The sequence below is a fragment of the Rhodococcus antarcticus genome, from assembly GCF_026153295.1.
GTDB classification, from domain to species: Bacteria; Actinomycetota; Actinomycetes; order Mycobacteriales; family Mycobacteriaceae; genus Rhodococcus_D; species Rhodococcus_D antarcticus.
This window is the reverse complement of record NZ_CP110615.1, coordinates 2,231,814-2,254,937: the sequence shown is the minus strand read 5'-3', so window position 1 is coordinate 2,254,937 and position 23,124 is coordinate 2,231,814. Positions and strand designations below refer to the sequence as shown.

Here is a 23,124-nt window from a genome sequence, read left to right as displayed (position 1 = left end):
GGGTACGAAGAAGCCCCCGGGCCGGTGTGGCACAGGGGCTTTCAGTGGTTGGTGGCGCGGGGGTAGAACTAGCGGCGACGACCGCCGTAGCGCTTCGCCATCGCGCGGGGGTCGGACGAGTCGGTGTCCTCGTCGTCCGGGTCGAGACCGCCTCGAAGGTCGGCGGGTGCGGTGGGAGCGAGCAGCTTCGCCAGCTCCTTCGCGTCCGCCTCCAGCTCGGCCTCGGTGCTGCCGTTCAGGCGCGCAGCGAGAGCGTCGGGCAGGTCGTGCTTGCGGGCGACGGAGTTGACGATCAGCGAGCGCTCCAGGGTGGCGTTCTTGTCCTGGAACTCCTGGAGGGCGGCAGCGTGCTCCTCGGGCGTCTTCGCCTCGGTGAGCTTCTTCTCGACCTCCCGCAGGCGAGTGCGGTAGTTCGCCGCCTCGCCGCGCACCTTGGTCAGCTCGGACTTGGCCCAGTCGGGCAGCTCGTCCTCGGGCTTGACCTTGGGCTCGTCCTCGACGGGCTCGGCCGGGTCCTCCTTGGGATCACCCTCGACGGGCTCGACGGCCGGAACGGCGGGGTCGACGACGGGGGTGCCGGGGTCTTCCATGCGCAGGTCGCCGTGCAGTGCTCGGCGCCGGGCGAAGATGGAGTCGATGAGGGACTGGTCGGTGTCGATGAGCTTCAAGATCACGCCTCCTGGACGTTCGGTGTGCGGGGTGCGTCGCCACCTGGGCGAGCACGACGCTGAGCGGCTTGCTCGGCGCGGATGAAGCGTCGCCACGCGGACACCGCGGCTTTGCCAGAAAGCCCTCGGGTCACTTGCGGCCACAGCTCGGAGTACCGGCGGTTCAGAGCGAACTCGGGGCCGGCGTACTGCTCGCGGGAGAAGATCGGAACCGCGACGCAGTAGCAGTTGTCGTGGTACTTGTCGCCGTCGTCGAAGGTGGCGGTGGCCGACTTCGCCGAGCGGTAGACAGCGCCGCGAGAAATGAGCATCGCGCACCAGCCGCAGGGGGTTCCTGAGGTGGAGATGCGCGCGTATCCGAGGTAGCGCTTGTCGCGCTCCCCGTGGGACCAGACCGTGCCCCTGGCGCCGTCCTTGACGACCCGTGCGGCTGCCGCCGCCTGCCGGTTGCCCGACGTGACGTGCAGCGCCTCGCGGGCCTGGTCGACTTCTGAGGCGGGTGCGGTGTTGTCCAGCTCGTCGAGGTTGCGGCTGAGGTTGTCCGGCCCGAGGGTCTCCAGGACCAGTCGGGCTTCTTCCTCGGCTTCGCGTTCGAGCCGGGCTTCCTCCGCGTCACCCGCAGCGGTGATGCCCTCCAGCTCCTCGACGAGGATGCGGTCGGCCTCTGCGTCGCTCGACACCTGGTCGGGCTTGGGCTGGGCCGGCTCGGGCCGAGGGGGCTGAGAGGGCTTCTGCGGTGCTGGGGTGGAGTCGTTCCGGGAAGGCTCTGCGGGGCCGGCAGCGTCGCGCTGGGGGCCGGCGCTGGCCTTGTCCGTGAGCCGGGAGAACTCCGAGCGGAGCTCCGCCATGGTGACGTAGCGCTTCTCGGGCTCGCGGGGGTCCGGCGTGGTGCGGCCGGTGGTGAGGGCTCGCATGAGCCGGTAGTAGGCGACACCCAGGTCCCGGCTCATGGAGCGCCGGCTGAGGATCATGGCGATGGCCTTCTCCAGCCAGGTGTCCCGGGTCTCCTCGATGCGAGTGACCGGGACCTCCTGCCACAGCGCCAGGGCCTCCTCGATGGTCCCGACGCCGATGGACGTCAGAGCCGCCAGGTAGGCCGCTGAGGCTGCTTCAGTGGAGTAGGCGGGGACCGGGCTGGTCACGCCGCAGGGGGCTGCTCAGGGGCAGCCACGACGGGTGCAACCGGGGCCGGCTGGTTGGCAGCGCCGGCACGTCGTAGGGCGCCGGACATGGCGACCTCGGGCCGGTCCTGCTCCAGCATGTCGCCCCACTCGTCGATCTCGCCCTGGGTGATCTGGGGGACACGGCGCCAGAGGCCGCGCTTGGGGATGCCCAGCGACTCGGCCAGCTTGCCGAGACCGTCAGCGGTCTGGGCGAGGCTGCGCCCCTCCATGTCCCGCCAGTAGACCTCGCCCTCGAAGTCCTCAGCGTCGGCGGTGTTCCCGTCGAGCTGCGCGGCGAGGCGGAAGACGCGCTCCCATGCCTCGCCGAAGACGTGCTTGAACTCCTCCACCTTGCGAGCCAGTGCGGTCTCGGCGGCGGTGAGAGCTTCAGCGGAGAGGTTGGCGATCTGGCCGAGCAGGTAGTGCGGGGGTGTCTGCGAGATGGCGCCCAGGTGGCGGATGCTCATGTCGATGGACTCGATGTAGCCGCCCAGCGGGGTCTCGTCCAGGGTGCCGAAGTTGACCGTGTCGTCCTCGCCGAACAGGAAGCGCTTGGCGTTCAGGTTGATCGGCAGGGGCTGGGGCTGGCCGTCAACGTCGAGAACGGCCTCGCCCTCCTCGTCACGGATGATCGGCGGGGCCATGCCGGTCGCCCAGCGGACCTTGAACGAGCCGTAGGTCTGGGCCACCAGCAGGTCGAAGATGGTCTGGTTGATGCGGTCCTGGAGCGGGATCATGGGCTCGACCACGCCGCTTGTGCGGCCGTCGAGGTCCACCGCAGCCGCGAAGCGGGTGACGGGGCACTCGGCGTTGCCGTGGAGCTTGCCGGCGTCCACCCGGATGGTCGTGGGGTCGGTCAGCGACAGGTAGGTGAGCTTGTAGACGCGCTTGGCGTCCCAGAGCCGGGCCTGGCCTCGCCCCTTCTCGCCGTGGGGCTTCTTGGTGACGGTGAGCGCGGCGTAGGCGTCGTCGTCGTTGGCCGCGTCCTCGTACAGGGCAGCGGTCCGCAGGGCCGAGAGGCCCTTGGTGGTGACCTTGCCCTTGGCGTCACGCTCGGTGACGGTGAAGGAGTGGCCGAAGGTCAGCGCGCCCCGGTAGACGGCAGCCTGGCGGGCGTCGAGCCGGCTGTACTGCCAGTGCTTCCAGCTCGCGGACGGCTCGGACGGCTCGGCGTTGGTCTCGGCCGGCTTCCGCGAGGGGCGGTAGCTGTCGACGTAGAGCGCCTGGGCCGGCGTGCCGATGAGCAGGGGCAGCCAGTTCGAGACCGACCGGCGGGCGAGCAGCCGGTACTCGTCATCCGCCAGGTCGGGGATGTACGGGTCGTCGTGGTCGCCACGCGAGTAGCGGTCGATGATGCTGAGCCGCTCGGCGTCCTTGTCGAGGATGCCGAGAAGCTGGCCTGCGAGGGCCTGGGGTGACGTGGTCACACTTACACTCCTTCCTAGAGGAAGTACCCGCGTCGCGTCTGCTTCTTGGGCTTCTTCCCGCGCGTACGCAGGTCGTGCAGCGCCTCGTGCGCGAGCATGAGGGCGGCGTAGAGGTCAACCTTGCGAGGGGACTCGCGCGACTCCTTGCCGAAGCTCACGCCGTAGTTGTTGGTGCGCCGCCGCACGTTCAGGACGTGCCGGCGGAGGGTCAGGTCGCCGTCGTGGGCGAGCTTCTGGTCGAGGATGGTCTGGACCAGGCGCTCGTTGGCCTGGGTGACCTTCTCCTTGCCCTGGCGCATGTCCCAGGCGATCGCGTTGCGGCTGTCGGCCTTGACCGCGAGCTGCTCGCCGTAGTCCGCAGACCACTCGGCGATGTAGCTCTCCCAGAGCGCGACGTCGGCGTAGAAGCCGGACACCTCGAAGTTCTTGAAGGCGTCGTGCACGGCCGTGTCGACCGCTGCGCGGTTGACCTCCCAGTCCTCGCCCTGCGGGCCGTCTGGCTTCTCCCAGGCGCCGAGTACGAAGGCAGTCATGTCCACGACCCGCAGCGCGATGAGCGCCGTGGTGTCGTCGGACTTGCCGCCGTCGAAGCCGAGCACGATCTCGTCGCCCGGGTCGAGCTGGGCGTCCACGTCAGCGATGGCGTCCCAGTCGGCAGGGCCGAACAGGGCGTCTTCCTCGGCGACGATCTGGTTCAGCCACATGCGCCGGGAGCGCGAGGGGCTGATCTGGGTGTTCTGGATGGACTGGATGATGGTCTCGACCCGGAGCCACACGGCGTCGCCGCGGATCTTGGGCAGGACGACCGCGAGGGCCTCGGGCGTGAGCGGCGTGGCCGGGTGCGCTTCGAGGGAGTCGTAGAGGAGGCCGATCTCGACGGCGCGCCCCTCGACGATCTTGTTGTAGGTCTCCCTCATGCGCTCGGCGACGCTGTCCTCGCCGGGCAGGTAGGCGTTGGTGATCGCCAGGTAGCGCGAGTCCTTCTTCGTCGCGTTGCCGTCGATCGTCTCGTACATCTGGTGGCCGTTGTTGCCCTTGATCCAGTGGTGGGTCTCGTTCAGCAGCGTGAACGTCGTCCGCTTGCCCTCCAGGGCGCGGAACGAGCTGGTGACGGCCTCCAGGCGGACGCGGCCACCCTTGGCCCGGATCAGCTCGGCGCCGTCCTTCACGTCGAAGGCCGTCTTGAAGGCGTCCGACATGAGCGAGGGGATGAGCGACATGGTGTTGGTGGTCTGGGACTGGTTGACGGCGGTGACCTGGACCCAGGCTTGCGGGTGGGGGCTACCTACTGGGGCTTTTCCCTCCCAGTGCGAGAACCGTGACGGGCCGAGGAGTTCGACCAAGCACAGGACCGCGAGAAGGGGATCTTTGCCTCAGCTACCACCCTTTGAGCCGCTGTAGCACGCCGGTCCGGTGGACGAAGCGTCCAGTGGAGTCGATGGCGTACCACCAGAGAACGAAACGAAGCTGCTCGCGCGTGAACTTCCAGGGCTTGCCGTCTTCGCCGGTCAGCCACTCCGCGCACCAGCCGGCAATCTGCCAGCCGAGGGTGCACTCGGGGAGCAGCCAGGCGCCGTCGTCGGAGCGCTGCCAGGTGGGGCCGATGAAGATGGGCTCCAGCTCGTTGTAGTCGATCTCTGTCGTGGTCAAAGGGTGTAATCACCTCCTCGACTGTCGCAGCCTCCATTCACTCAGGAGGTAGTTGAATTTGGACCTGTTGCAGGCCGGGCAGGAGGGGAGGATGTTGGCGATGGCGTGCCTGCCGCCCCGCGTGACCGGGATGACGTGGTCCATCTCCAGTTTCTCGGGACGGGTTCCGCAGTAGGCGCAGCGGTGGTCGTACTGGCGCTTCAGCGCCCCCCACTCCTTCGCGCCGAAGGCTACGAAGCCGGGGTTGTTGAGGATGAGGTCGGCTCGCCGGTCGTACTGTTCCCGCCGACGATGAGGGTTGTCCGCCCGCCACTGGCGCGAATACTCGACGTGGACCTGCTGGTTCTCCCAGTAGTAGGCGAGAGCGCCGGCCTTGCGGGACTCAGCCTCGCGGGCGTACCTAGCGAGGTTGCGCGCACGCTCCGACGCCTTGCCCTCAGGGCTGGTGCGGTTCAGCTGGTGCCAGTAGGCCATCTTGCAGGTGCGGTTGCAGAAGCGGGCGTCCCGGCGCTTGTGCGCCAGGTCGCCTCCACAACTTTCACACGCCCTGTCCATGACGGCGACCCTATCAGAGGCCGACTTACACACCGAGATCGCGTTGGTAGTCAGCGATGGCGATGACGGCCGCATCGGACTTCTCCTCGGGCTCGTGCAGCTCGATGCGGACGCGACGACGGTCGCCCTCGGTGACGAGGAGCCGCTCGAAGGCGCTGTAGATGGTCTGGAGCATCTGGCCGCTGCGCTTGGTGGCCCGCTTGTAGTAGCTCAGGTCGTCGCACAGCGAGAAGGCGAAGGCCCAGTCGCTGTCCTGGTACCAGTCGGCCTGGCCGGAGCTGCCCAGGGACTCGTAGAGGGTCGTGGCGATGGGGTGCCAGCCCTCGTCGGGCTCGGGCTGGCTAGTGGGGCGCAGGACACCCTTGGTGACGGCCGGCTGGTCGCTGCCCTTGCGGGAGCGGGGGCGCGCAAGCTCGGCCTCTCGGCCTGGCATGGGGCCTGGCATGGTCACCTCCTTGGGGTTTGGAACCGTCGCTGTATACTTCTCGAAATGATCAATAGGGGAGAACAAGTGAGCGAGCAGGGTGTGGGCGCGAAACGGCCGGGACCACAGTGGTTGCCTTTGGCCCTAGTTCTCGTAGTGGGTATTGCCATCGGAGCTGGCGGCTATGCCGCCGTCTCGGCGCTTGCCGGCGGTTCGTCGAACTCTGCGGCTTGCGCGCGGATACCCGATCTCCAGAAGGCGGTGGACCGTGGACCCGGGGCTATTGCGCCGTCTGCTCCTCAATTTCAAGCGCAAGCGCAGGCGAATTCAACCAGCGTCTACGCGGCGAAGGTGTCCGAGTTGGCTAGCGCACGGGCGGCGTGTGGTAAATAGGCTGAATTGCACCGGGGTGGGCCTCGGTGCGCCTGAAGCGCCGGTTGTTCCTTTTCCAGATGACGGCCTTAGCTGCGCCGCCCTCTCCAGAGGACTTCTGGCGGTGATGCCACGAGCAGAGTGATCTCAGATTGGACTCGCTGTGGTCATCGCCAGGAAGAATGTGGTCCACGTCGGTGGCCCGCTCCACGCAGCGCTCGCCATCGACTTCTCGATGGGTGCACTGCCGGCCGTCGCGCTTGAAGACGCGCTGACGGATGCGGGGCCAGTCGGCCGGGAGGCGTGAACGCCGGTCTGAACCGGCCCACTGGGGCATGAGGGAACCCCTTCCGACGTGGACTGAGAAGTGCCCCGACGACGTCTGCGAGGAGAGGAGGACTCGCGCCGACCCGGGGCTGCTTGGAGAGCTGCCTAGCTCTAGCGGTAAGGCGTCTAGGAGTTGGGGCTGGCTTCTCCAACCCACAGACTCGATGAAGCTAGGAGTCAGTGGTTGGGGCTGGCTCTCTTACCCCACAGACGCTCTAACGCTTACTGGCTAGCGGCTAGCTCTATCTCTTACTAGGGGTTCAGGCGGAGGGATTATTCTGCTCTGTGAGCCAGTTCACAGACAGACCTAGCTCTAGCTCTTGACCAGCGCGTTTAGGGGCCTCCGGCCCCACCGGACGAGGTGGCATCGGCGAAGGGCTACGTCATCTGGTGGAGCTCTGAGGGGCCTCCGGCCCCGCTAGCCCTAGCTCCAGACTGCTAGACGTCTGGGCCTCGGCGGAGACCTGACTCGGGGGGCTCCTCGGCGCTCCGCGGCCGGCACGTCGACCTTGCCGCTGCCTCCCGAGCTGGCTGCCTGCGACCCCCCAGATCGACCCTGCAACCGTGGCAGGATCTTAGCTGCTAAGACATGGCGGTGGCCCGCTCCAGGCGCAGGGGGTCCACCCCCCACCCCACCAGCGGGAACGCTGGCACGCCTGCCTGAGAGCCACGGAGAGCGGCGCGAGGGGCGGTCGGCCAGGGACATACCGGCGGGCGCCAGCGCAGCGCCAGCGGCAGAGCCAGCGCAGCGGGAAGCGCGCGCCAGCGCCAGCGCCAGCCGCCAGCGCCAGCCCGCCAGCGCCAGCCCGCCAGCCCGCCAGCCCGCCAGCGCCAGCCGCCAGCCCGCCAGCCCGCCAGCCGCCAGCCCGCCAGCCGCCAGCCGCCGGCTGCACCAGGGATCGGCTCCAGCCCGTTGCCAGATTATCGGCGGACCATCGGAGCCCGAGCCCGTGACCAGCGCTTATGGGTGAAGCTGCTACTCGTTCGCACCAGGGATCGGCTCCAGCCCGTGCCCATCGCGCCACCAGGGCGACCACCAGGGCGCCAGGGATCGGCTCCAGCGCGCCACCAGGGGAGCGCCAGGGGAGCCACCAGGGGAGGGGAGCGCACCAGGGGAGCGCCAGCCCGTGCACCAGGGATCGGCTCCAGCCCGGCACCAGGGATCGGCTCCAGCCCGGCACCAGGGATCGGCTCCAGCCCGGCGCCAGGGGATCGGCTCCAGCCCGTGCACCAGGGGATCGGCTCCAGCCCGGCGCCAGGGGATCGGCTCCAGCCCGTGCCCATCGGCCACCAGGGCGCCAGGGGATCGGCTCCAGCCCGTGCCCATCGGCCACCAGGGCGCCAGGGGATCGGCTCCAGCCCGGCGCCACCACCAGCGGGAACGGCTCCAGCCCGGCCCCGATTTGCCATCGGCCCACCCCGTGTGTAACTTGGTTCTTGTCACCAGGGCAGCGGCCAGCCACACCGGCCACCAGCACCCCGGATGACGTGATCCTTGAGAACTCCAGAGCGTCAACTCACACACCGGGCTTCCGCCCGGTCACGCCGAACGTCATCCCTGCTGGTTGCGGGGGGACGGATGGGGCGCGGCCACTAGGAAGCCGCAACGGGTGGGAACGGCCATACGGCCGGTCCTACGGGCTGGGTTGACATTCTCTGGAGATCGTGTGTAAGTTGTGAAACAGCAAACGGGCAGCCGGAAGTCACCCCCAAGGGGGAGGGACCCGACGTGAAGGCCCCGGCCCTGCACGAGCACTTTGAGAACTCCATAGCACGCGGTACGTCTGGACAGGCGCTAGCGGTTTGCGGTCACCAGCACCCCCCGGTGACATGTCCCGGGGAGGAGGAGGATCGGCCTAGCGCATAAACCGAAGGGCTGCCGTAAGCGGGACCATGTCCCGAAGCCATTCCCGTCTAGCACCGGGAACAGGCAGCACGACACAACGTCACCCCCCTCCTGAGTGTGGGGGGAGGCTGGAGCGGGCAGAGATGTGCCTACCCTCGAACGGGGCTCCAGCCGCAACCGTTGCACACTGTGTGTAACGTGTGAGTAGAGGAGATCGACATGGTCGACTTGTTGAAGCGGAACGTGGACGGCTCCGCCCTGGAGGGGTCCCGGACGATGGGTCTCGGGTTCGCCCCGGGGTACTGCCAGCGGAGCCGTGAGATCGCGGGCTCCATGATCGCTGGAGTGATGACCGGCGTGTTCCTGCCGGTGCAGGTCGGCTTGCAGTAGCCGAGGTGAGCCCACGAAGGGAAGTCACCAGGGTTCGAGTCCCTGGGTGGGCGCTAGGTGGGTCCTGAGTACCCACCACGACGGAGGAGAGCTCTCATGGCGGACACCTGCCTTGCAGCGGACTTGATCGGCCACCACGGGTTCAACGTGCTGGAGTGGAGGGGCGACGATGACGCCCCCGAGCCGGGTGACCGGACGTCCTACGGGTTCACCGCGATGATGCAGACCGACGACTACCGCCGGACCATCGGCGAGGTCCCCGTGGGTCCCCTGTACCTCCAGGTGCGGGACACGTCCTGGGGTGACTACGCCGGGAGTTCCTACACACGGTCAAACAACCGTCGTCTGCTGGAGGACTTCCCCGAGGTGTTCGTGGAGATGACCGAGTCCTACGACTACTCCGTGCTGCTGGTCCCGGCCACGCTGGAGATCCCCGAGCACCTGGCCGACGCCCTGCGCTCGATCGCCGACGACTACCCCGTCTACGACGAGTCCGACCTGTCGGACCTGGAGTCCGACCTGGAGCGCGAGGACTGGGAGTCCTACGGCCGGGCCGACCTCCGTGCCGAGGTGCTGGACGCCCTCCGTGAGATCACGGACGACGAGGACGTGGTGGACGCCGTGGACGACGACATCACGGACGACTACCTGGACGCTCACATGGACTGGGACGAGCGCTCCCACTACGGGGCCTACTGGCAGGTCGAGACGGCCGTGGGTGGCTTCTTCCGGTTCGGCACCCTCCCCCGCAAGATCGCCGAGGTCCGGTCGATCGGGGTGCGTGTGTAAGTGAGAGCCTGCGATGGGCAGTCACCAGGGTTCGAGTCCCTGGGCAGGCGCTAGGGGTGCAGGTAGCACCCCAGGAGAGGGACACATGGGCACGATCGTGGTGGAGCGCATGACGGAGATCGACGCGGCGTGCCAGGCGGGATGCTGGGTGGACTACTCGACCCGTCCGAGCGACGCGGTCGACCTGCACATCATCGGGCTGGCCCTGGACCGTGGATGGTTCCCGGACGACTTCTCCGACCTGGAGGCCATGGCGGACTACCGCTGGGACTCCGACGTGAGCCCCGAGTACCTGGCCGACGCCTCCCGCAGCGCGGTCGAGTGGATGTCCGAGCACATCGCCCCCGAGGGGTGGGCGTTCGTGGAGGACGGGGAGCGCGGGGGACTGTTCCTGGACAAGCTGGAGGACGACATGCTGCCCGGGGACAAGTGGCTGGACGGTGCGGACCTCTGCATCCACCTGGGAGTGCTCCCGGTGCACGGTGCCGAGCAGCGCGAGATCGTGGAGAGGGTGCGGGACTTCCCCCTGGCCTTCACGGACGGTGACTCGTTCGTGACCTGGGGCGAGGCCCTGGAGCCGGACGAGCCCGTGCACGTCCTGGTGAGGGTGACGGTCGACCCGGTGCGCGGACGGCCGACCCGGGAGCACGTTCGGACCTTGCGGGATGTCCTCCAGGCCACCGTGGGTGGACGGGTCATCGACTACTACGTCACGACCAACGCGCAGGACTGGAGCGAGGACGCGGAGGTGACGGGCTTCTACGCCTGAGTGTGCAAGTGAGAGCGGAGCCCGCGATGGGATGTCACCAGGGTTCGAGTCCCTGGGCGGGTGCTAGGTGTGCAGAGCGCACACCACGACGGAGGAGAACACCATGGACCCGAAGGTCTGGATCGGCTGTCTCGCCTGCTACAACGATGGCGCCCTGGTCGGCGAGTGGTTCGACGCGCTCGGCGCTGGTGAGATCGACCTGGCCCAGGTGCACGCCGGCTCCCCCCGTCGCCTGCACACCTCCTGCGAGGAACTGTGGGTGATGGACCACGAGGGGTTCGGCGGAGCGCTGAAGGGTGAGTGCGCCCCGGGCGACGCGGACCGGCTGGCCGAGGTGCTGGCCGACGTGGAGGACTTCGAGTGCGACCCGTTCGCCGCCTACCTGTCCTACCAGGGCTCGGCCGAGGTCGACGAGTCCACCGTGTCGGACTTCCGCGAGTGCTACGAAGGTGTCTTCGACAGCCCGGCCGACTGGGCGGGGGAGTACGTCGAGAGCACCGGGATGCTCCACGGTCTGCCCGACGAGGTGACCTCCTACTTCGACATGGAGGCGTTCGGTCGTGACGCCTTCATCGGCGGAGACCTGTACAGCGTGGACGCCCCCGGCCTGTCCATCTACGTCTTCCGGTCCCTGTGATGGACGAGCAGACGATCCCCGACCCCGCGATCATGGCCGCTGCCCAGCACGGCGCGGCTGTCGCCCTCGACTACCTGTTCAACAGCGCGTCCGACCCGGACGAGGACTGGCCCGAGTGGAACCCCTTCGAGAACCGTCACGACTCCTGGGCCGGGGAGATGCTGGAGCAGCACGAGTACGTCTCCTGGCCAGACTATGTCGCCGAGGCCGAGGAGTGGGACCACCTGAACATGGTCCTGACGACCGTGATGCACGGCGCCTACGTCGCCACCCTGCGGGCTCTGGCATGAGCGCCGAGCCGTGCACGGAGTGTGGCTACGGCGGGGAGCACCACCCCGCCTGCGACACGGCCGGGTGCCCGTCCTCGCCCGGCGGCAACGAGCCGCACCTCACCACCGACGACCGCACCTGCGACGAGTGCGGCGCCGACCTCACCTGAGAGAGAGACCGACATGAGCAACGAGACCGACACCCCGAGCACGACCGCTGCCGAGCAGTGGGGAGCCCTGTTCTCCCGGGAGAGCGCCGTCGAGGCCCTGACTGCCTACGACGAGGCGGTGGCCCGGCACGAGAAGAACCTGGAGGACGCGCTGGAGGAGGCACCGATGGGGTACGTCGACCTCACCCCGGGCGAGTGGGAGGCCCACGACGACGCCATGAAGGACTCCGCACACGACCTGGCAGGCGCACTCCGCGACCTGCTGACCCGTACGAGCTGAGAGAGAGCACGACATGAGCGACACCGCTGAGACCATCTACTCCGAGGACTCCCGCTTCCGAGCCCGCCTGGTGTACGACGACGACCCGATGAGCCCGCGTGACGGTGACACGGGCGTGTGGCTGTACACGGTGGAGTTCGACGGCCGGGTGGGGGAGTACGTCTACGACAGCCTGGACCGTGACGAGGACCTGTCCAGCACCCTGGGTGGCGCAGTCGGTCGGGGGATGGACCGCGACAGCCTGCCGCGCTACCTGTGGCTGGTCGAGGGGCGCCGAGCGCTCACCATGTCCAGCCCGCACCGTTCCGGCCCTGACCTTCTCTGGGTCGAGGATGACGCCCGACTCGCAGAGGTGACCCAGTACCCCACCACCCTGGCCGAGCGCGACGCCTACCTGGTCGCAGTGGCCGGGGAGTACCGGAGCTGGGCCGAGGGCGACGTGTACGGGATCGTGGTGGAGCACGCCACCACCTGGGATGACGACGTCGACGAGCCCAGCGACTACGTCGAGGTGGAGTCCTGCTGGGGCTTCATCGGACTCCCCTACGCCCTGGTCGAGGCCCGCGACATGCTGGCCGGCGCCGTGGAGGACGACGTGGCACCGAGGTTCGGGCAGCTGACCTTCGCGTCGGCCGTGTAAGTTGCACTGTCTGTGCAAGTGTGAGTAGCCTGCGAAGGGTAGCAACGGGGGTTCGAGTCCCCCGGCAGGCGCTAGGCCGACCGGCCTTGCACCACCCCACCTGGAGGAACCATGACCGCCACCCTCGCCGCCCCCACCACCACCGTGACCAGCCTGGCGTTCACCGCCACCCGGCCCGAGCTGGTGGCAGCCCTGACCACGGTCGGTGTCGCCATCGGCAAGCGCCCCGCCGTCCCTGTGCTGGGCGGTGCCCTGTTCAGCGTGACAGACGGGGACCTGACCATCTCCGGCTTCGACTACGAGACCTCGGCCCGTGTGGTGCTGCGCGACGTGGGCCACGCCGATGGCACGCTCCTGCTGTCCCACGCGCAGGTCACCGGCCTGGTGGCTGCCGTCGCGAAGGGCGAGAAGAAGGCCGATGCCGACCGGCTCCGGTTCACCATGACGGGGACCCCGGCCGGTGCCATCCTCACCGTGGGTGGGTACGCCCTGCCGCTGGAGCCCCTGGACCTTGCCGACTACCCGATGCTTCCGGTGGGCACCGATGCCCGGCAGGAGATGGTGGTGGACCGGGCAGCGTTCACCGCGCTGGCGACCCGGGTGGGCGCAGCCGCCGCACGGGATGACACCGTGCCCAGCCTGACCGGGGTCCAGGTGGAGGTGGCCGAGGGGCGACTCACCATGGCGACCACCGACCGCTTCCGGCTGGCAGTCGGTTCCGTCGACACGTCCGCTGTCGACGCCTTCACCGCGTCCGTGCTGGTGCCAGCGAAGATGCTGGGCGCCGTGCTGAAGCGCCTGGTCGGCGACCACCTGGTCATCGGCTTCGACTCGGGGATGGTCACCTTCGCCTGCGGCGACGTCACCTTCACCACCCGCGCGATGGACGGGGACTTCCCCAAGTTCCGGCAGCTCCGCCCGGCGCCGGCCGACGTCACCACCACCGTGACCGTCAACCGAGCCAACCTGGCGAAGGCCGTCACGAAGGCCGAGTGCCTGGCCGACGCCGTCGAGTCCCACCGTGGTGCCAGCGTGCACCTGCGGGTCACCCCGGAGGGTGTCCACGCTGTCCCGCCTGTCACTGGCGCCGTGGCCCCGCTCATCCCGTGCGGCGTGGTCGGCGACGACCTGACCATCGGCTTCAACCCCGGCTTCCTGCTGGACCTGCTGGGCACGTTCGCCACCGACGACGTGGTCCTGCGCTTCACCCGTTCGACCCGCCCCATGGTCGTCACCGAGCCCGGCGTGGACGCCGATGGTGACGTGTTCTGGCACCTGCTCATGCCGGTTCGTATCCCGAGCTGAGTGTGCAAGTGAAAGCGGCCTGCGAAGGGATCTCACGGGGGTTCGAGTCCCCCGGCAGGCGCCAGGCCGACCGGCCGTGAGTAACCACCACTGGAGGACATCATGCCCACTCTCGACACCGAGACCGTGACCGAGCACTACCTGGTGGCAGCCCTGTGGCTGGGCCACGCCTTCCACCCGGAGGGCCACCCCGAGAGCGACCTGAACCCCGTCCAGCTCGACGAGTTCGTGGCCTCGATCCACGACCTGCCCGAGGAGGTCTGGAGCGCAGCGCGGGCGGACGTCTTCGACTTCATGGCCCACCTGGACTCGGACGACGTCGAGGAGTACCTGGAGGCCGACCGGCACAACGCGACCCCGTCTGAGCAGATGGGCCACGACTTTTACCTGACCCGCTGCGGGCACGGCGCCGGCTTCTGGGACCGAGGGCTCGGAGAGCTGGGGGACCGGCTCAGCGAGGCGGCTCGGCCGTACGGCGAGGTGTCCCTGTTCGGGAACCTCGGCACAGACGGACGGCCCGGCCCTGTGTACATGGAGTGAGTGTGCAAGTGGCACAACCCACGACGGTGATCGTGCCGGGGTTCGACTCCCCGGGTGGGTGCGAGGGGTGCAGAGGGCACCCCCTACGAGAGGACACATCATGCGAACGAACAAGACCGCTGCCCGCGCCGAGACCATCCGTCGTCGCCAGGTCCGCGCGATCAAGCAGGGCTGCTTCGACACCTCGCGCCCCACCGCACGCTGATGAGGAAGTGGAGGACCGCCACCCTGGTCGCCGTCCTGAGCGTGCTGACCGTGCTGACGCTGGCGAGAGGCTCCGAGCCCGCCATCCAGCCGGCCTCCGCCCCGAGTGCCTCGCACCAGATCGAGGAGGACGACCCCCGCTGGGACTGCCGCACCATGGGCAACCACCAGTGCTCAGCCACCGGCTACGCCGGAGAGAACGTCGTCATCGAGTTCGACGCCTACGGGATGCCCGTCCGGGTCATCGCCGCGATCCTGTCCAACCCCTGAGCAGAGGAGCCCCCACCATGAAGAAGTTCCGTACCGGATCGACCACCTACTACTGCCGCTCGGTCATCCAGGACCAGGCCGAGCCGAACGCCGTCTACCTCGTGCCCCGGCCCACGCCGGACGACGACGGAGACGTGCGTGCCTACCGGAGCAAGGCCGACGCCGAGTACGGCACGCGCGGGCTCTGGATGCGCCTGTCCGACCTGACCGAGGTCGAGCCCCCTGTCCTGAGTGCCGGGGACAAGGTCCGCTTCGTCACCCCGCCCACGCTGAGCGGGAAGCAGTCCTCGGTCTACTTCAGCGACGACGTGACCGAGGCCGTGGTGCTCTCCGTGAACACGGACTGCGCGAGTGTGGTGGCCGTCGACGGGACCAACCAGGGCGCCGACAGCTACGGCGCCGGCACGGACCAGCTCGTCGACCTCGACTGCCTGGAGCTGATCCCCGCCGAGCCCGAGCCGGCCCCCGAGCGCGAGACCGTGGACGTGGAGGCGCTGCGCCTGGTGTTCGCCATGGCCGGCAACCCGGCGGACGGAGAGACCATGATCGCCATGGCGCGCTTGGCCGAGAGCTTCCGCGCCTCCTGACCTGCAAGTTGCACACGCCCTGACTAGTGTGTAACTTGGACCCAGCACGAGCAAGCATGACCCCGAGCAGAGGAGACACACACGCATGACCATCACCACCGAGTCCACCACCTACGAGATGCACGGCGACCGCTACCAGAAGAAGGCCCAGCTCGACGCGCTGGAGCCCGGCTCCCTCGTGAGTAACGGCCACTACCTGTTCCGCAAGGAGGTCGACGGCGGTCTGAAGATCGTGGAGACCCCGTGCCTGTTCGACGGAGATCTCTACGACACGGAGATCATCGGCTACCAGAGCCTCCTCCGGGTCCAGCTCGACATCGACCTCGACGACGCGGACTCCATCGACGCCCTGCCGGTGGGCTCCAGGGTCGTGGACGAGGACGAGGACATCTGGGTCAAGAAGGACGCCGGCTGGAGCATGAGCAACACCTGCTCCCCGGACCTGGCCACCACGGTGGTCCGCTACGGACCGCTGGAGATCACGGAGCTGGGCGTGCACGTCACGGAGTTCGACATCGTGCCGGCGCCCGCCCCGTTGGCCGTGGGCCAGCGGGTCAAGCTGGTCCGTCCGCTCGGTGGCTCCACCGCCGGCAACGGCTACGTCTACTTCGGTGACGACGTGACCTTGGGCCGGATCGTCGGCACCGGGCATGGCGCGGACGTCTGGCTGGTGGAGGCCGAGAACGGCACCGGCCCCGCCACCCGCTTCGGCGAGGGCCTGGGCAAGGGCTCGCGGCAGACCGTGCACGGCTCGGGCCTGGTCGCCATCGACGACGTCCGCGTCCTGCCGGGCGGCTCCCCGTGCCCCGAGGTCGGCTCCCGCTGGAGCTACGTCAGCGCGGAGGACGGCTCCAAGCGCTACGTCGGCGTGCCCCGGGAGGGTGAGGGCTCCCACGCCTTCGGCTCCCTGGACCTGTCCATCGGGTCGAGCATCTCCTGGATCTGGGACGGCTCCTGGTTGTCCGACCGCGAGCTGACCGAGGTGCTCGACCCGAACGAGCCGGCCGGCCGCGCGCTGAGCGTGGCGTCCGAGCCCGAGCCCACCCCCGAGCCCGTCGCCCCGGCCTTCGAGGTCGGCGACAAGGTCCGCGCCATCGACAGCAAGCCGCTCACCGGCTGCTACTTCGACGACACGGCCACGCTGTTCGAGATCACCGACCTGGAGGACGAGGACGGAGACTGCCGTATCCAGGACGTCACGCCTGGCGCGGCCACTGGCGTCTGCCAGTACGTCCAGCCCGAGGAGCTGGAGCTGGCGCCCGAGCCGGCGCCCGAGTTCAAGGCGAGCGACCTGGTCCGCAAGAAGGCGGGCGTCAAGGAGCTGACCACGTCGACTGGCGGGGGCGTGTACTTCTCCGACCACGACGCCGTGCTGGTGGTGGTCGAGGACCCCTACTACTACGCCGGCAACATCACGGTGTCCGTCAAGGGCGAGGAGCACATCTACCCGCGCACGCAGTTCGTCGACCCCACGGTGGTCGAGCTGTACACCGAGCCCGAGGCGGTCGAGCCGGCCCCGGCCAACCCGCGTGACATCTTCACCCCCGGCACCGTCGTGGAGATCCTCACCGACGACTTCAAGGACCAGACAGGGCTTGCGAAGGGCGACCGGTGCGTGGTCAGGCGGAACAACGCCGAACTCACCTACATCGACGTCTCCTACAGCACGGAGGGGCACAGCTTCCCCCTGGCCGCGTACGAGATCGCCGTGGTGACCCCGGTGGTGCTGTCCGAGCTGCCGGTCGGCAGCCTGGTGTACGTCTCGGCCCTCGGCCCGCAGGTGCTGCTCACGGGGAGCATCTGACATGGCTGAGTGTGCAAGTGGCACCACGATGGACGCCGTGATCGAGAAGCTCCTGGCGGAGCGGGGCCAGCGCGAGAGCACGAGCCCCATCCTGCTCAGCCGTGAGGACTTCGACGGTGCCCTGGAGGGGCTGATCTGGGCGCTCGACGAGATCGAGCAGCTCCGTGACGACCTGCTCCAGGCCCAGAACGACCTCAGCGCGGCCGAGAACGAGGTGAGCTACCTGGAGGACGAGAACGACAGCCTCCACGGTCAGATCACCGAGCTGGAGGGCTGACGTGAAGCTCACCCCCCGTGCTGACGAAGTCAAGGCGGTTGTCGCCCTGCTGGAGAGCGATGGCTACGACAGCGCCACCGCGCTGGCGAAGGACATCATCCGCACGGTGGGTGAGCAGCTCTCCGAGCGGGAGATGTACGCCTGGGTCTGGCGAGCGCAGGAGGGGTCCTACCAGCTTGCCTGGGGGCCGTTCTCCTCCGAGTTCGAGGTCAGGTCCATGGCGAAGAAGGCGGGGCTCGGCGGCGATCACATGACGCTGAAGCTGTACTCGGTGGGAGCGATGACCGAGCGGCTGGACGCGAAGGCGCCGAGCCCCATGTGTGCCACCTGCGGACATCCGCACGGAGCACACGAACACCCCAAGCAGGGCGGCAAGTGCTCGATCAAGAAGTGCACCTGCAAGCGCGACACCAAGGTCTAGGGAAGGGAGTGCAAGTGTCACCGATACCGTTGGAGGAGGCCCTGGAGGCCGTCAAGGACGCCGTCTACGCCGAGAACGCGACCGGGGGAGAGGCCCGCGCCATCGTGGCCCGCTGCGCCGGCATCCTCGGGCTGGACCTGAGCGACGAGGACATGCTGTTCCACCGCTGGTCGCCGGAGAACATGGCCCGCGTGCCGGTCGCTCTGCGCGAGCTGGCGATCTCCACGCACACGGTCACCTTCGCCGAGCCGGCGCCGGGCTACTACGACAGCACCACCGACCAGCCCGGGATCGACGTCACCGCGCTGCTCGACCAGTACGGCCGGCTCTGGCAGCGGGCAGTCGACACCCCGACCCGCTGGTGGGGCCACGCGCTCTACGCCAGCAGCTCGTGGGGGGACGCGCTCCACTGGGGATGCAGCTTCCACGAGGTCCGCCTGCCGGCACGTCCGGGGGTGATGGACCGTGGCTGACCGGGACCTGTCGCAGATCACCGCGACCATGCGTCTCGCAGCCCTGCGGCTCGAACGGCGCCAGCTCTACGGCCTGGCCGGCGAACTGCGCTCCGACGCGAACGAGCTGGAGCGTCCGGCCCCCGAGCCGGCGCCCGTGCAGCCACCCCAGGACGGGCGATCCCTGCTCCAGCGGGCAGAGATCGTCAAGGTCGTCGCCGGCCACATGCGAGACGTCGCGGATCACCTCGACGAGCATGGCCTGTCGGCCGGTCACGCGAGAGCGCTGCGCGTGGAGGCGCTCGCCGTAGAGCGCGAGTTCGAGCCGTCGTTCGTCGAGCGGGAGCCCGAGCTGTCCCTGCTCCAGCGAGCGGAAGCCACGATCAACGGCGACCGCGAGGACGAGTACGGCGAGGCCAGCGTGAGCTTCGAGCGGATCGCGGCGTACTGGTCGACCTACCTGAAGGGGGAGGGCGTCATGCTCTCCGACCGGCACCTCGCCGGCCTCGACATCGCGGCCATGATGGTGCTGATGAAGGTCTCCCGCCTGGCGGGTGGCTACCACGAGGACACCGCGCTCGACCTCGCCGGCTACGCCGGCCTCATGCCCCAGCTCCGGGCAGGCACGCTGTGAGAGACCTGATGCAGCGGTACAGCGAGTCGGACGGTTCCGTGTGCCCCGTCTACACCGAGTGGTCGATCCTCCACTCGGACGGCAGTCGCAGCGGTAGTGGCAGCGCCGAAGACGCATGGCAGCACGCGATCGGACCCGGCGACAGCGTCGAGTTCCGAACGGTCAGCCGTGGGCCGTGGACGGAAGTCCCATGATCCTCACCCCCGAGGTTCTGGCTTGGGCCGAGGCCGAGCTGGAGCGCAACCCTCCACCACCGATCGAGCCCAGCCTGGGCCACGAGCTACGCCGCCGGTTTGGCCGACTGTCCGCCTGACCCCATCTAGCCGCGCGGGACATGACTGGCTACAATCAATTTGCAAGACGAGGGCGGGTGGCCCCCCAGTTGGCGCTGGAAGACCACCCGCTATCACGATCTAGGTAGCCATCATCATGGCGGCACCGAGACCGTGACAACGATTTGCAATCCTGCGACGAGGATGCAGATCGTGATCAAAATCGGTCTACGCATAGCCCATTTCTCCTCTCTACTTGGATCAGCCACTAGAAGCTGATCGCCTCCGAAACCCCCGTCCTAGCGGGGGTTTCGGTGTTTGTGGGGCGCGCGTACACGCCACGTCGCACGGCGATGAGTCGCTTCTGCCGGATCAGGTAGTGGATCGAACTCCGCACCTGCTCTCGGGTGACCTCGCCCGGGTTTGCCTCCATCTCGACCCACAGCCGGTCGATGTCGAACTCGGCATCGTCGATGTCGTCCAGAACGTGGAGCACCAGCTCTGTAGGACTGAGCGGTGGACCGGCGGTCTCGTGCGAAGGCGGTTCCGTCACGGTGTTGGCGTCGGGAGCGTCGGCGTCGATGATCCTGGAACCGTTGGCGTCCGCGTACGCATACTGCCGGAAGGCCAGGGCTCCTACGCGGGCCAGGCGCAGCTCGCTGAGCCGCCGCTCGGCCTCTGCGATCTCCCCTTCGAGGCGGGTCACAAAGGCCTCAATGTCTACGGGCTGCTTCATGGACAGAGCATATCAGACGATGCAGACGGTACATGGAACTCCGACTCCGAGGCCGCACCGCCCGGCCCGAGGCACCCACGGCTACAAATGAAGTTGTCCGTGGACTGAGACTCAGTCTGCGTCAAGGTCTACAAACCAGCGAAGCCCCCTGCCCTCACGGGTCGGGGGCTTTCGTGCGTTCGGGGCTAGTTCACCCAGCTCGACGCGAACTCCGCCTTGATCCGCTCGCGCGCCTTGAAGCCCTTGCCCCGCCCACCGCGAGGGAACTCGCCCGGGACCACCGTGTACCGCCCGACCGCCTCCAGCACCGACCTCTGCTGCGCCAGCGGCTTCAGCTCCAGCTCTGCGGCCACCTTGGGCGTGCCGATGTGCTCCAGCCCGGTACCGATCACCCCACCGATCTCTGCGAGGCGCTCCTGGGCCTTCTCACGGCGCGCTGAGAGCGTCTGTGCCGCCCCGTCGAGGTCGTCCTTGCCAATGTCCCCCTGGGCGAACAGGGAGGTGAGAGCGGCCCTCCTGGAGGCGATGTCGGCAAGCTCCGCCTGCACCTCGGCCACCTCCTCCGTCCGCTCCGGCCCAGCGATGAACCCGAGCGCGTCCGGCGCCGCCAGGCGAGCTGCGACCAGCCCGAGCACCACCGCGTCCGCCTCTGCGCGGGCGCCGGTCGAGTGCCGGTTGTTCCGGCAGCGGTAGACGCCCACCCCGTTGGCCCTGGTGCTCCCCGTCATGTCCGTGTCGCACACCTCGCACTGGAGGATGCCGGAGAGCAGGGTCCCCGCCTCGCGCCCGCCCGTGTGCCCGAGCACGCTCCGCGCCGGCCCGTCGAGGACCCGCTTCAGCGCGAGGTGCGTCTCCATGTCGAGCACGGGCTCCCACTCGCCCTGGCCCATGTCGGCGCCCCGGTGGATGCGGATGCCGGCCAGCCTCGGGTTGAGCAGCAGCTCCTTCACTCCCTGGCGCGACCACTTGCGCGGCTCGTCCCCCTCGGAGGTGTTGCCGGCCTCCAGCCAGAGCCTCGTGATCGAGCTGACCGTCCCGCCCGTGAGGACGCGAGCTGCGGCGTCTCGGATCTGCTCCGCCTCCTCCTCGATCAGCTCGTGCTCGCGGGTGTAGCCGAACGTGCGCCGGCCGGCGGTGTTGGCCTTGCCCTGCGCCGCCCGCTGGTCGTTCGCCAGCTTCTGCCGTGCTGCCTTCCGCTCCACCTCGGCCCGAGCTACGGCTGCCAGGATGCGCGCCACCATGCGACCCACGTCGGTCGTCAGGTCGATGTCGCCCGTGGCCGTGGCGATGCCCACGCCCTTGCCCTCGGCCAGCAGGATGAGCGCTTCGAGGTCGAGCATCGAGCGCGTCATGCGGTCCAGGTGCCAGGCCACGACCACGTCGATGGTCCCGCGCTCGAGCGCCTCCAGCACGCGCTTCCACGCCGGCCTCTCCTTGCCGGAGAAGGCGCTGATCGAGTTGTCGCTCTCCTCGCCCACCACCGTCCAGCCGCGCAGCTCGCAGAGCTTCTGACAGGCTTCGAGCTGGCGCTCTACCGCTGCGCCGTCGCCGGTCCGGTCGAGGGACACACGGGTGTAGATGAGGGCACGGGTCATGTATCCAGACGATAGTCTGAGTAGCGCAACCTCAGGTCCTTCTTGCTGAACTTGCCCACGCTGGTCTTGGGCACCTCGTCGATGAACTCCACCGCGTCGGGCAGCCACCACTTGGCCACCCGGGTGCGCAGGTGCTCCAGGACGTCCTCGGCGGTGATCTCCGAGCCGGGCTTGCGGACGACGAAGGCCACCGGGCGCTCGTCCCACTTGGGGTGGGCCACCCCGATGACCGCGGCCTCGGCGACCTCCGGGTGCGCCATGATCTCGTTCTCCAGCTCCACCGAGCTGATCCACTCCCCACCGGACTTCACCAGGTCCTTGGTCCGGTCGACCAGGCGGACGCTGCCGAAGGAGTCGATCGCGGCCACGTCGCCGGTCTGCATCCAGCCGTCCTCCGCGGCCAGCGTGACGCCCTCGTCGGGGTTGTAGTAGGCCGAGGCCGCCCAGGGGCTGCGCACCTGCAGCTCGCCGGAGGCCTCGTCGTCCCAGGGCAGGGCCTCGGTGGTGCCGGGCTCGACGATGCGCAGCTCGACGCCGGGCACTGCCGTGCCCTGGCGGGACCGACGTCGGGCCAGGGCGTCGTCCCCGTCGTCGAGGTTGCGGGCCGGGATGCTGCCGGTCGTCGCGATCGGGTGGGTCTCCGTCATGCCCCAGGCCTGGGTGATGGGCAGCCCGGTCGCCCGGCGGTAGGCCTCCGAGAGCGCCTGGGGCACGGCGGATCCGCCGCACAGCACCATCCGAAGGTCCGGCAGGTCCACCCCGTCGAGCAGCGGGAGCACGCCCTGCCAGATGGTGGGCACGCCCGCGGCCAGGGTGACGTGCTCGGCCTGCATCAGTCGCAGCAGCCCGGCCGGGGACATGTCCGCGCCGGGGAAGGCGATGGCGGCCCCGACCATGGGGGCGGCGTGGGCCAGGCCCCAGGCGTTGGCGTGGAACATCGGCACGATCGGCAGGACCACGTCGGCGTCGGTCACCCCCGCGACGGAGGCGGTGGTGGCCGTCAGCGAGTGCAGCCAGGTCGAGCGGTGGCTGTACACCACACCCTTCGGGTTGCCCGTGGTGCCGGAGGTGTAGCACATGGCCGCGGCCTGGTTCTCGTCGGTGACGTGGAAGTCGACCGGCTCGGCGGCCGCGAGCAGGTCCTCGTAGTCGTGCACCTGCGCGGTGGTGATCTCGGGCAGCGCGGCCGGGTTCTGCGGGCCGAGGTCGTCCATCACCACCACGTGGTGGACCCCGGGCATCGTCGGCAGCAGCGGGGCGAGCAGGCCCAGCAGCGACCGGTCGACGAAGACCACCTCGTCGCCGGCGTGGTTGGCGATGTAGGTGAGCTGCTCGGGGAACAGCCGGATGTTCAGCGTGTGCAGCACGCGGCCCGTGCCGGGGACGGCGAAGTACAGCTCGAGGTGCCGGGTGGAGTTCCAGGCGAAGGTGCCCACCCGCCCGTCCGCGCTGACGCCGAGGGTGTCCAGGACGCCCCCCAGCCGGCGGGTGCGCTCGGCCCACGCGCCGTAGGTGGTCCGAATCGGCACGGGGCCGGCGCTGACCAGCAGGCGGTCGGCGTAGTGCGCCTCGGTCCGGCGGAAGATGGAGTCGACGGTGAGGGGGTAGTCCTGCATGAGTCCGCGCATGACTGAGATAGTGCCAGTGACCC

General features: G+C 68.8%; 28 protein-coding genes. 18 read left to right on the top strand and 10 right to left on the bottom strand.

Features of this window, described 5'->3' with window-relative positions:
- Positions 1-68: 68 nt before the first annotated feature.
- The 7 genes from RHODO2019_RS10865 to RHODO2019_RS10835 form a co-directional block, all read right to left on the bottom strand.
- Complete coding sequence (locus RHODO2019_RS10865) at positions 69-674, bottom strand: hypothetical protein (RefSeq protein ID WP_265381817.1); 606 nt, start codon at positions 672-674, stop codon at positions 69-71.
- Positions 671-1,810 carry a VG15 protein gene (locus tag RHODO2019_RS10860; protein WP_265381816.1) on the bottom strand — a complete coding sequence of 380 codons (1,140 nt, stop codon included), beginning with the start codon at positions 1,808-1,810 and terminating at the stop codon, positions 671-673. The genes RHODO2019_RS10865 and RHODO2019_RS10860 overlap by 4 nt, the downstream gene beginning before the upstream one ends.
- A complete protein-coding gene (locus RHODO2019_RS10855; protein ID WP_265381815.1) occupies positions 1,807-3,258 on the bottom strand; it encodes a phage portal protein in 1,452 nt (483 codons plus the stop codon). The genes RHODO2019_RS10860 and RHODO2019_RS10855 overlap by 4 nt, the downstream gene beginning before the upstream one ends.
- A 14-nt stretch (positions 3,259-3,272) precedes the next feature.
- Positions 3,273-4,478, bottom strand: coding sequence for a terminase large subunit domain-containing protein (locus RHODO2019_RS10850; protein WP_265381814.1), 1,206 nt, complete (start codon positions 4,476-4,478; stop codon positions 3,273-3,275).
- Between the two features lie 157 nt (positions 4,479-4,635).
- Positions 4,636-4,908: a hypothetical protein gene (locus RHODO2019_RS10845; RefSeq protein ID WP_265381813.1), complete on the bottom strand. Its 273-nt coding sequence runs from the start codon at positions 4,906-4,908 to the stop codon at positions 4,636-4,638.
- Between the two features lie 9 nt (positions 4,909-4,917).
- On the bottom strand, positions 4,918-5,463 hold the full coding sequence (locus tag RHODO2019_RS10840) for an HNH endonuclease (RefSeq protein WP_265381812.1): 546 nt from the start codon (positions 5,461-5,463) through the stop codon (positions 4,918-4,920).
- A gap of 25 nt (positions 5,464-5,488) precedes the next feature.
- Complete coding sequence (locus tag RHODO2019_RS10835; protein ID WP_265381811.1) at positions 5,489-5,896, bottom strand: phage terminase small subunit; 408 nt, start codon at positions 5,894-5,896, stop codon at positions 5,489-5,491.
- Between the two features lie 526 nt (positions 5,897-6,422).
- On the opposite strand from RHODO2019_RS10835, the gene RHODO2019_RS10830 reads away from it, so the two are divergent.
- The 18 genes from RHODO2019_RS10830 to RHODO2019_RS10745 all read left to right on the top strand — a co-directional run bounded on the left by RHODO2019_RS10830 (position 6,423) and on the right by RHODO2019_RS10745 (position 18,870).
- Positions 6,423-6,566, top strand: coding sequence for a hypothetical protein (locus RHODO2019_RS10830; RefSeq protein WP_265381810.1), 144 nt, complete (start codon positions 6,423-6,425; stop codon positions 6,564-6,566).
- Positions 6,567-8,651: 2,085 nt separating this feature from the next.
- Positions 8,652-8,822, top strand: a complete 171-nt coding sequence (locus RHODO2019_RS10825) for a hypothetical protein (protein WP_265381809.1) — start codon at positions 8,652-8,654, stop codon at positions 8,820-8,822.
- Positions 8,823-8,918: 96 nt separating this feature from the next.
- Entirely contained in the window at positions 8,919-9,611 is a 693-nt protein-coding gene (locus tag RHODO2019_RS10820) for a hypothetical protein (RefSeq protein WP_265381808.1), read from the top strand.
- Positions 9,612-9,696: 85 nt separating this feature from the next.
- Positions 9,697-10,380, top strand: coding sequence for a hypothetical protein (locus RHODO2019_RS10815; RefSeq protein ID WP_265381807.1), 684 nt, complete (start codon positions 9,697-9,699; stop codon positions 10,378-10,380).
- A gap of 103 nt (positions 10,381-10,483) precedes the next feature.
- Complete coding sequence (locus RHODO2019_RS10810) at positions 10,484-11,017, top strand: antirestriction protein ArdA (protein ID WP_265381806.1); 534 nt, start codon at positions 10,484-10,486, stop codon at positions 11,015-11,017.
- Complete coding sequence (locus RHODO2019_RS10805) at positions 11,017-11,307, top strand: hypothetical protein (RefSeq protein ID WP_265381805.1); 291 nt, start codon at positions 11,017-11,019, stop codon at positions 11,305-11,307. The genes RHODO2019_RS10810 and RHODO2019_RS10805 overlap by 1 nt, the downstream gene beginning before the upstream one ends.
- On the top strand, positions 11,304-11,456 hold the full coding sequence (locus tag RHODO2019_RS10800; RefSeq protein WP_265381804.1) for a hypothetical protein: 153 nt from the start codon (positions 11,304-11,306) through the stop codon (positions 11,454-11,456). Before RHODO2019_RS10805 ends, RHODO2019_RS10800 begins: the two co-directional genes overlap by 4 nt.
- A gap of 13 nt (positions 11,457-11,469) precedes the next feature.
- Positions 11,470-11,736, top strand: a complete 267-nt coding sequence (locus RHODO2019_RS10795) for a hypothetical protein (RefSeq protein WP_265381803.1) — start codon at positions 11,470-11,472, stop codon at positions 11,734-11,736.
- Between the two features lie 13 nt (positions 11,737-11,749).
- Complete coding sequence (locus tag RHODO2019_RS10790) at positions 11,750-12,376, top strand: hypothetical protein (RefSeq protein ID WP_265381802.1); 627 nt, start codon at positions 11,750-11,752, stop codon at positions 12,374-12,376.
- Positions 12,377-12,487: 111 nt separating this feature from the next.
- A complete protein-coding gene (gene dnaN / locus RHODO2019_RS10785; protein ID WP_265381801.1) occupies positions 12,488-13,681 on the top strand; it encodes a DNA polymerase III subunit beta in 1,194 nt (397 codons plus the stop codon).
- A 102-nt stretch (positions 13,682-13,783) separates the two neighbouring features.
- The gene (locus RHODO2019_RS10780; RefSeq protein WP_265381800.1) at positions 13,784-14,221 is read left to right on the top strand and encodes a hypothetical protein; all 438 of its coding nucleotides are present in this window, start codon (positions 13,784-13,786) and stop codon (positions 14,219-14,221) included.
- Positions 14,222-14,425: 204 nt separating this feature from the next.
- Entirely contained in the window at positions 14,426-14,695 is a 270-nt protein-coding gene (locus tag RHODO2019_RS10775; RefSeq protein WP_265381799.1) for a hypothetical protein, read from the top strand.
- 17 nt (positions 14,696-14,712) lie between these two features.
- Entirely contained in the window at positions 14,713-15,282 is a 570-nt protein-coding gene (locus RHODO2019_RS10770) for a hypothetical protein (protein WP_265381798.1), read from the top strand.
- Positions 15,283-15,367: 85 nt separating this feature from the next.
- A complete protein-coding gene (locus RHODO2019_RS10765; RefSeq protein WP_265381797.1) occupies positions 15,368-17,086 on the top strand; it encodes a hypothetical protein in 1,719 nt (572 codons plus the stop codon).
- A gap of 37 nt (positions 17,087-17,123) precedes the next feature.
- Positions 17,124-17,363 (top strand): hypothetical protein, encoded by a 240-nt coding sequence (locus RHODO2019_RS10760; RefSeq protein ID WP_265381796.1) that lies wholly within the window; start codon positions 17,124-17,126, stop codon positions 17,361-17,363.
- Position 17,364: 1 nt separating this feature from the next.
- Positions 17,365-17,784, top strand: a complete 420-nt coding sequence (locus RHODO2019_RS10755) for a hypothetical protein (RefSeq protein WP_265381795.1) — start codon at positions 17,365-17,367, stop codon at positions 17,782-17,784.
- A 14-nt stretch (positions 17,785-17,798) separates the two neighbouring features.
- Positions 17,799-18,257 (top strand): hypothetical protein, encoded by a 459-nt coding sequence (locus RHODO2019_RS10750; protein WP_265381794.1) that lies wholly within the window; start codon positions 17,799-17,801, stop codon positions 18,255-18,257.
- Positions 18,250-18,870, top strand: a complete 621-nt coding sequence (locus RHODO2019_RS10745) for a DUF6378 domain-containing protein (RefSeq protein ID WP_265381793.1) — start codon at positions 18,250-18,252, stop codon at positions 18,868-18,870. Before RHODO2019_RS10750 ends, RHODO2019_RS10745 begins: the two co-directional genes overlap by 8 nt.
- A gap of 540 nt (positions 18,871-19,410) precedes the next feature.
- Here RHODO2019_RS10745 and RHODO2019_RS10740 read toward each other — a convergent pair.
- From RHODO2019_RS10740 to RHODO2019_RS10730, 3 genes are all read right to left on the bottom strand, one after another.
- Entirely contained in the window at positions 19,411-19,878 is a 468-nt protein-coding gene (locus RHODO2019_RS10740; RefSeq protein WP_265381792.1) for a hypothetical protein, read from the bottom strand.
- Positions 19,879-20,063: 185 nt separating this feature from the next.
- Positions 20,064-21,473: a recombinase family protein gene (locus RHODO2019_RS10735; protein ID WP_265381791.1), complete on the bottom strand. Its 1,410-nt coding sequence runs from the start codon at positions 21,471-21,473 to the stop codon at positions 20,064-20,066.
- Positions 21,470-23,101 carry a long-chain fatty acid--CoA ligase gene (locus RHODO2019_RS10730; RefSeq protein ID WP_265381790.1) on the bottom strand — a complete coding sequence of 544 codons (1,632 nt, stop codon included), beginning with the start codon at positions 23,099-23,101 and terminating at the stop codon, positions 21,470-21,472. The genes RHODO2019_RS10735 and RHODO2019_RS10730 overlap by 4 nt, the downstream gene beginning before the upstream one ends.
- Between the last annotated feature and the right edge of the window lie 23 nt (positions 23,102-23,124).

What these genes read in the sequence shown, in the direction of transcription:
- RHODO2019_RS10850 (WP_265381814.1), bottom strand. Translation starts at nt 4,478, where the DNA reads ATGTCGCTCATCCCCTCGCTCATGTCGGACGCCTTCAAGACGGCCTTC.
- RHODO2019_RS10840 (WP_265381812.1), bottom strand. Translation starts at nt 5,463, where the DNA reads ATGGACAGGGCGTGTGAAAGTTGTGGAGGCGACCTGGCGCACAAGCGC.
- RHODO2019_RS10835 (WP_265381811.1), bottom strand. Translation starts at nt 5,896, where the DNA reads ATGCCAGGCCGAGAGGCCGAGCTTGCGCGCCCCCGCTCCCGCAAGGGC.
- RHODO2019_RS10825 (WP_265381809.1), top strand. Translation starts at nt 8,652, where the DNA reads ATGGTCGACTTGTTGAAGCGGAACGTGGACGGCTCCGCCCTGGAGGGG.
- RHODO2019_RS10820 (WP_265381808.1), top strand. Translation starts at nt 8,919, where the DNA reads ATGGCGGACACCTGCCTTGCAGCGGACTTGATCGGCCACCACGGGTTC.
- RHODO2019_RS10815 (WP_265381807.1), top strand. Translation starts at nt 9,697, where the DNA reads ATGGGCACGATCGTGGTGGAGCGCATGACGGAGATCGACGCGGCGTGC.
- RHODO2019_RS10810 (WP_265381806.1), top strand. Translation starts at nt 10,484, where the DNA reads ATGGACCCGAAGGTCTGGATCGGCTGTCTCGCCTGCTACAACGATGGC.
- RHODO2019_RS10805 (WP_265381805.1), top strand. Translation starts at nt 11,017, where the DNA reads ATGGACGAGCAGACGATCCCCGACCCCGCGATCATGGCCGCTGCCCAG.
- RHODO2019_RS10800 (WP_265381804.1), top strand. Translation starts at nt 11,304, where the DNA reads ATGAGCGCCGAGCCGTGCACGGAGTGTGGCTACGGCGGGGAGCACCAC.
- RHODO2019_RS10795 (WP_265381803.1), top strand. Translation starts at nt 11,470, where the DNA reads ATGAGCAACGAGACCGACACCCCGAGCACGACCGCTGCCGAGCAGTGG.
- RHODO2019_RS10790 (WP_265381802.1), top strand. Translation starts at nt 11,750, where the DNA reads ATGAGCGACACCGCTGAGACCATCTACTCCGAGGACTCCCGCTTCCGA.
- dnaN (WP_265381801.1), top strand. Translation starts at nt 12,488, where the DNA reads ATGACCGCCACCCTCGCCGCCCCCACCACCACCGTGACCAGCCTGGCG.
- RHODO2019_RS10780 (WP_265381800.1), top strand. Translation starts at nt 13,784, where the DNA reads ATGCCCACTCTCGACACCGAGACCGTGACCGAGCACTACCTGGTGGCA.
- RHODO2019_RS10775 (WP_265381799.1), top strand. Translation starts at nt 14,426, where the DNA reads ATGAGGAAGTGGAGGACCGCCACCCTGGTCGCCGTCCTGAGCGTGCTG.
- RHODO2019_RS10770 (WP_265381798.1), top strand. Translation starts at nt 14,713, where the DNA reads ATGAAGAAGTTCCGTACCGGATCGACCACCTACTACTGCCGCTCGGTC.
- RHODO2019_RS10765 (WP_265381797.1), top strand. Translation starts at nt 15,368, where the DNA reads ATGACCATCACCACCGAGTCCACCACCTACGAGATGCACGGCGACCGC.
- RHODO2019_RS10740 (WP_265381792.1), bottom strand. Translation starts at nt 19,878, where the DNA reads ATGAAGCAGCCCGTAGACATTGAGGCCTTTGTGACCCGCCTCGAAGGG.
- RHODO2019_RS10735 (WP_265381791.1), bottom strand. Translation starts at nt 21,473, where the DNA reads ATGACCCGTGCCCTCATCTACACCCGTGTGTCCCTCGACCGGACCGGC.
- RHODO2019_RS10730 (WP_265381790.1), bottom strand. Translation starts at nt 23,101, where the DNA reads ATGCGCGGACTCATGCAGGACTACCCCCTCACCGTCGACTCCATCTTC.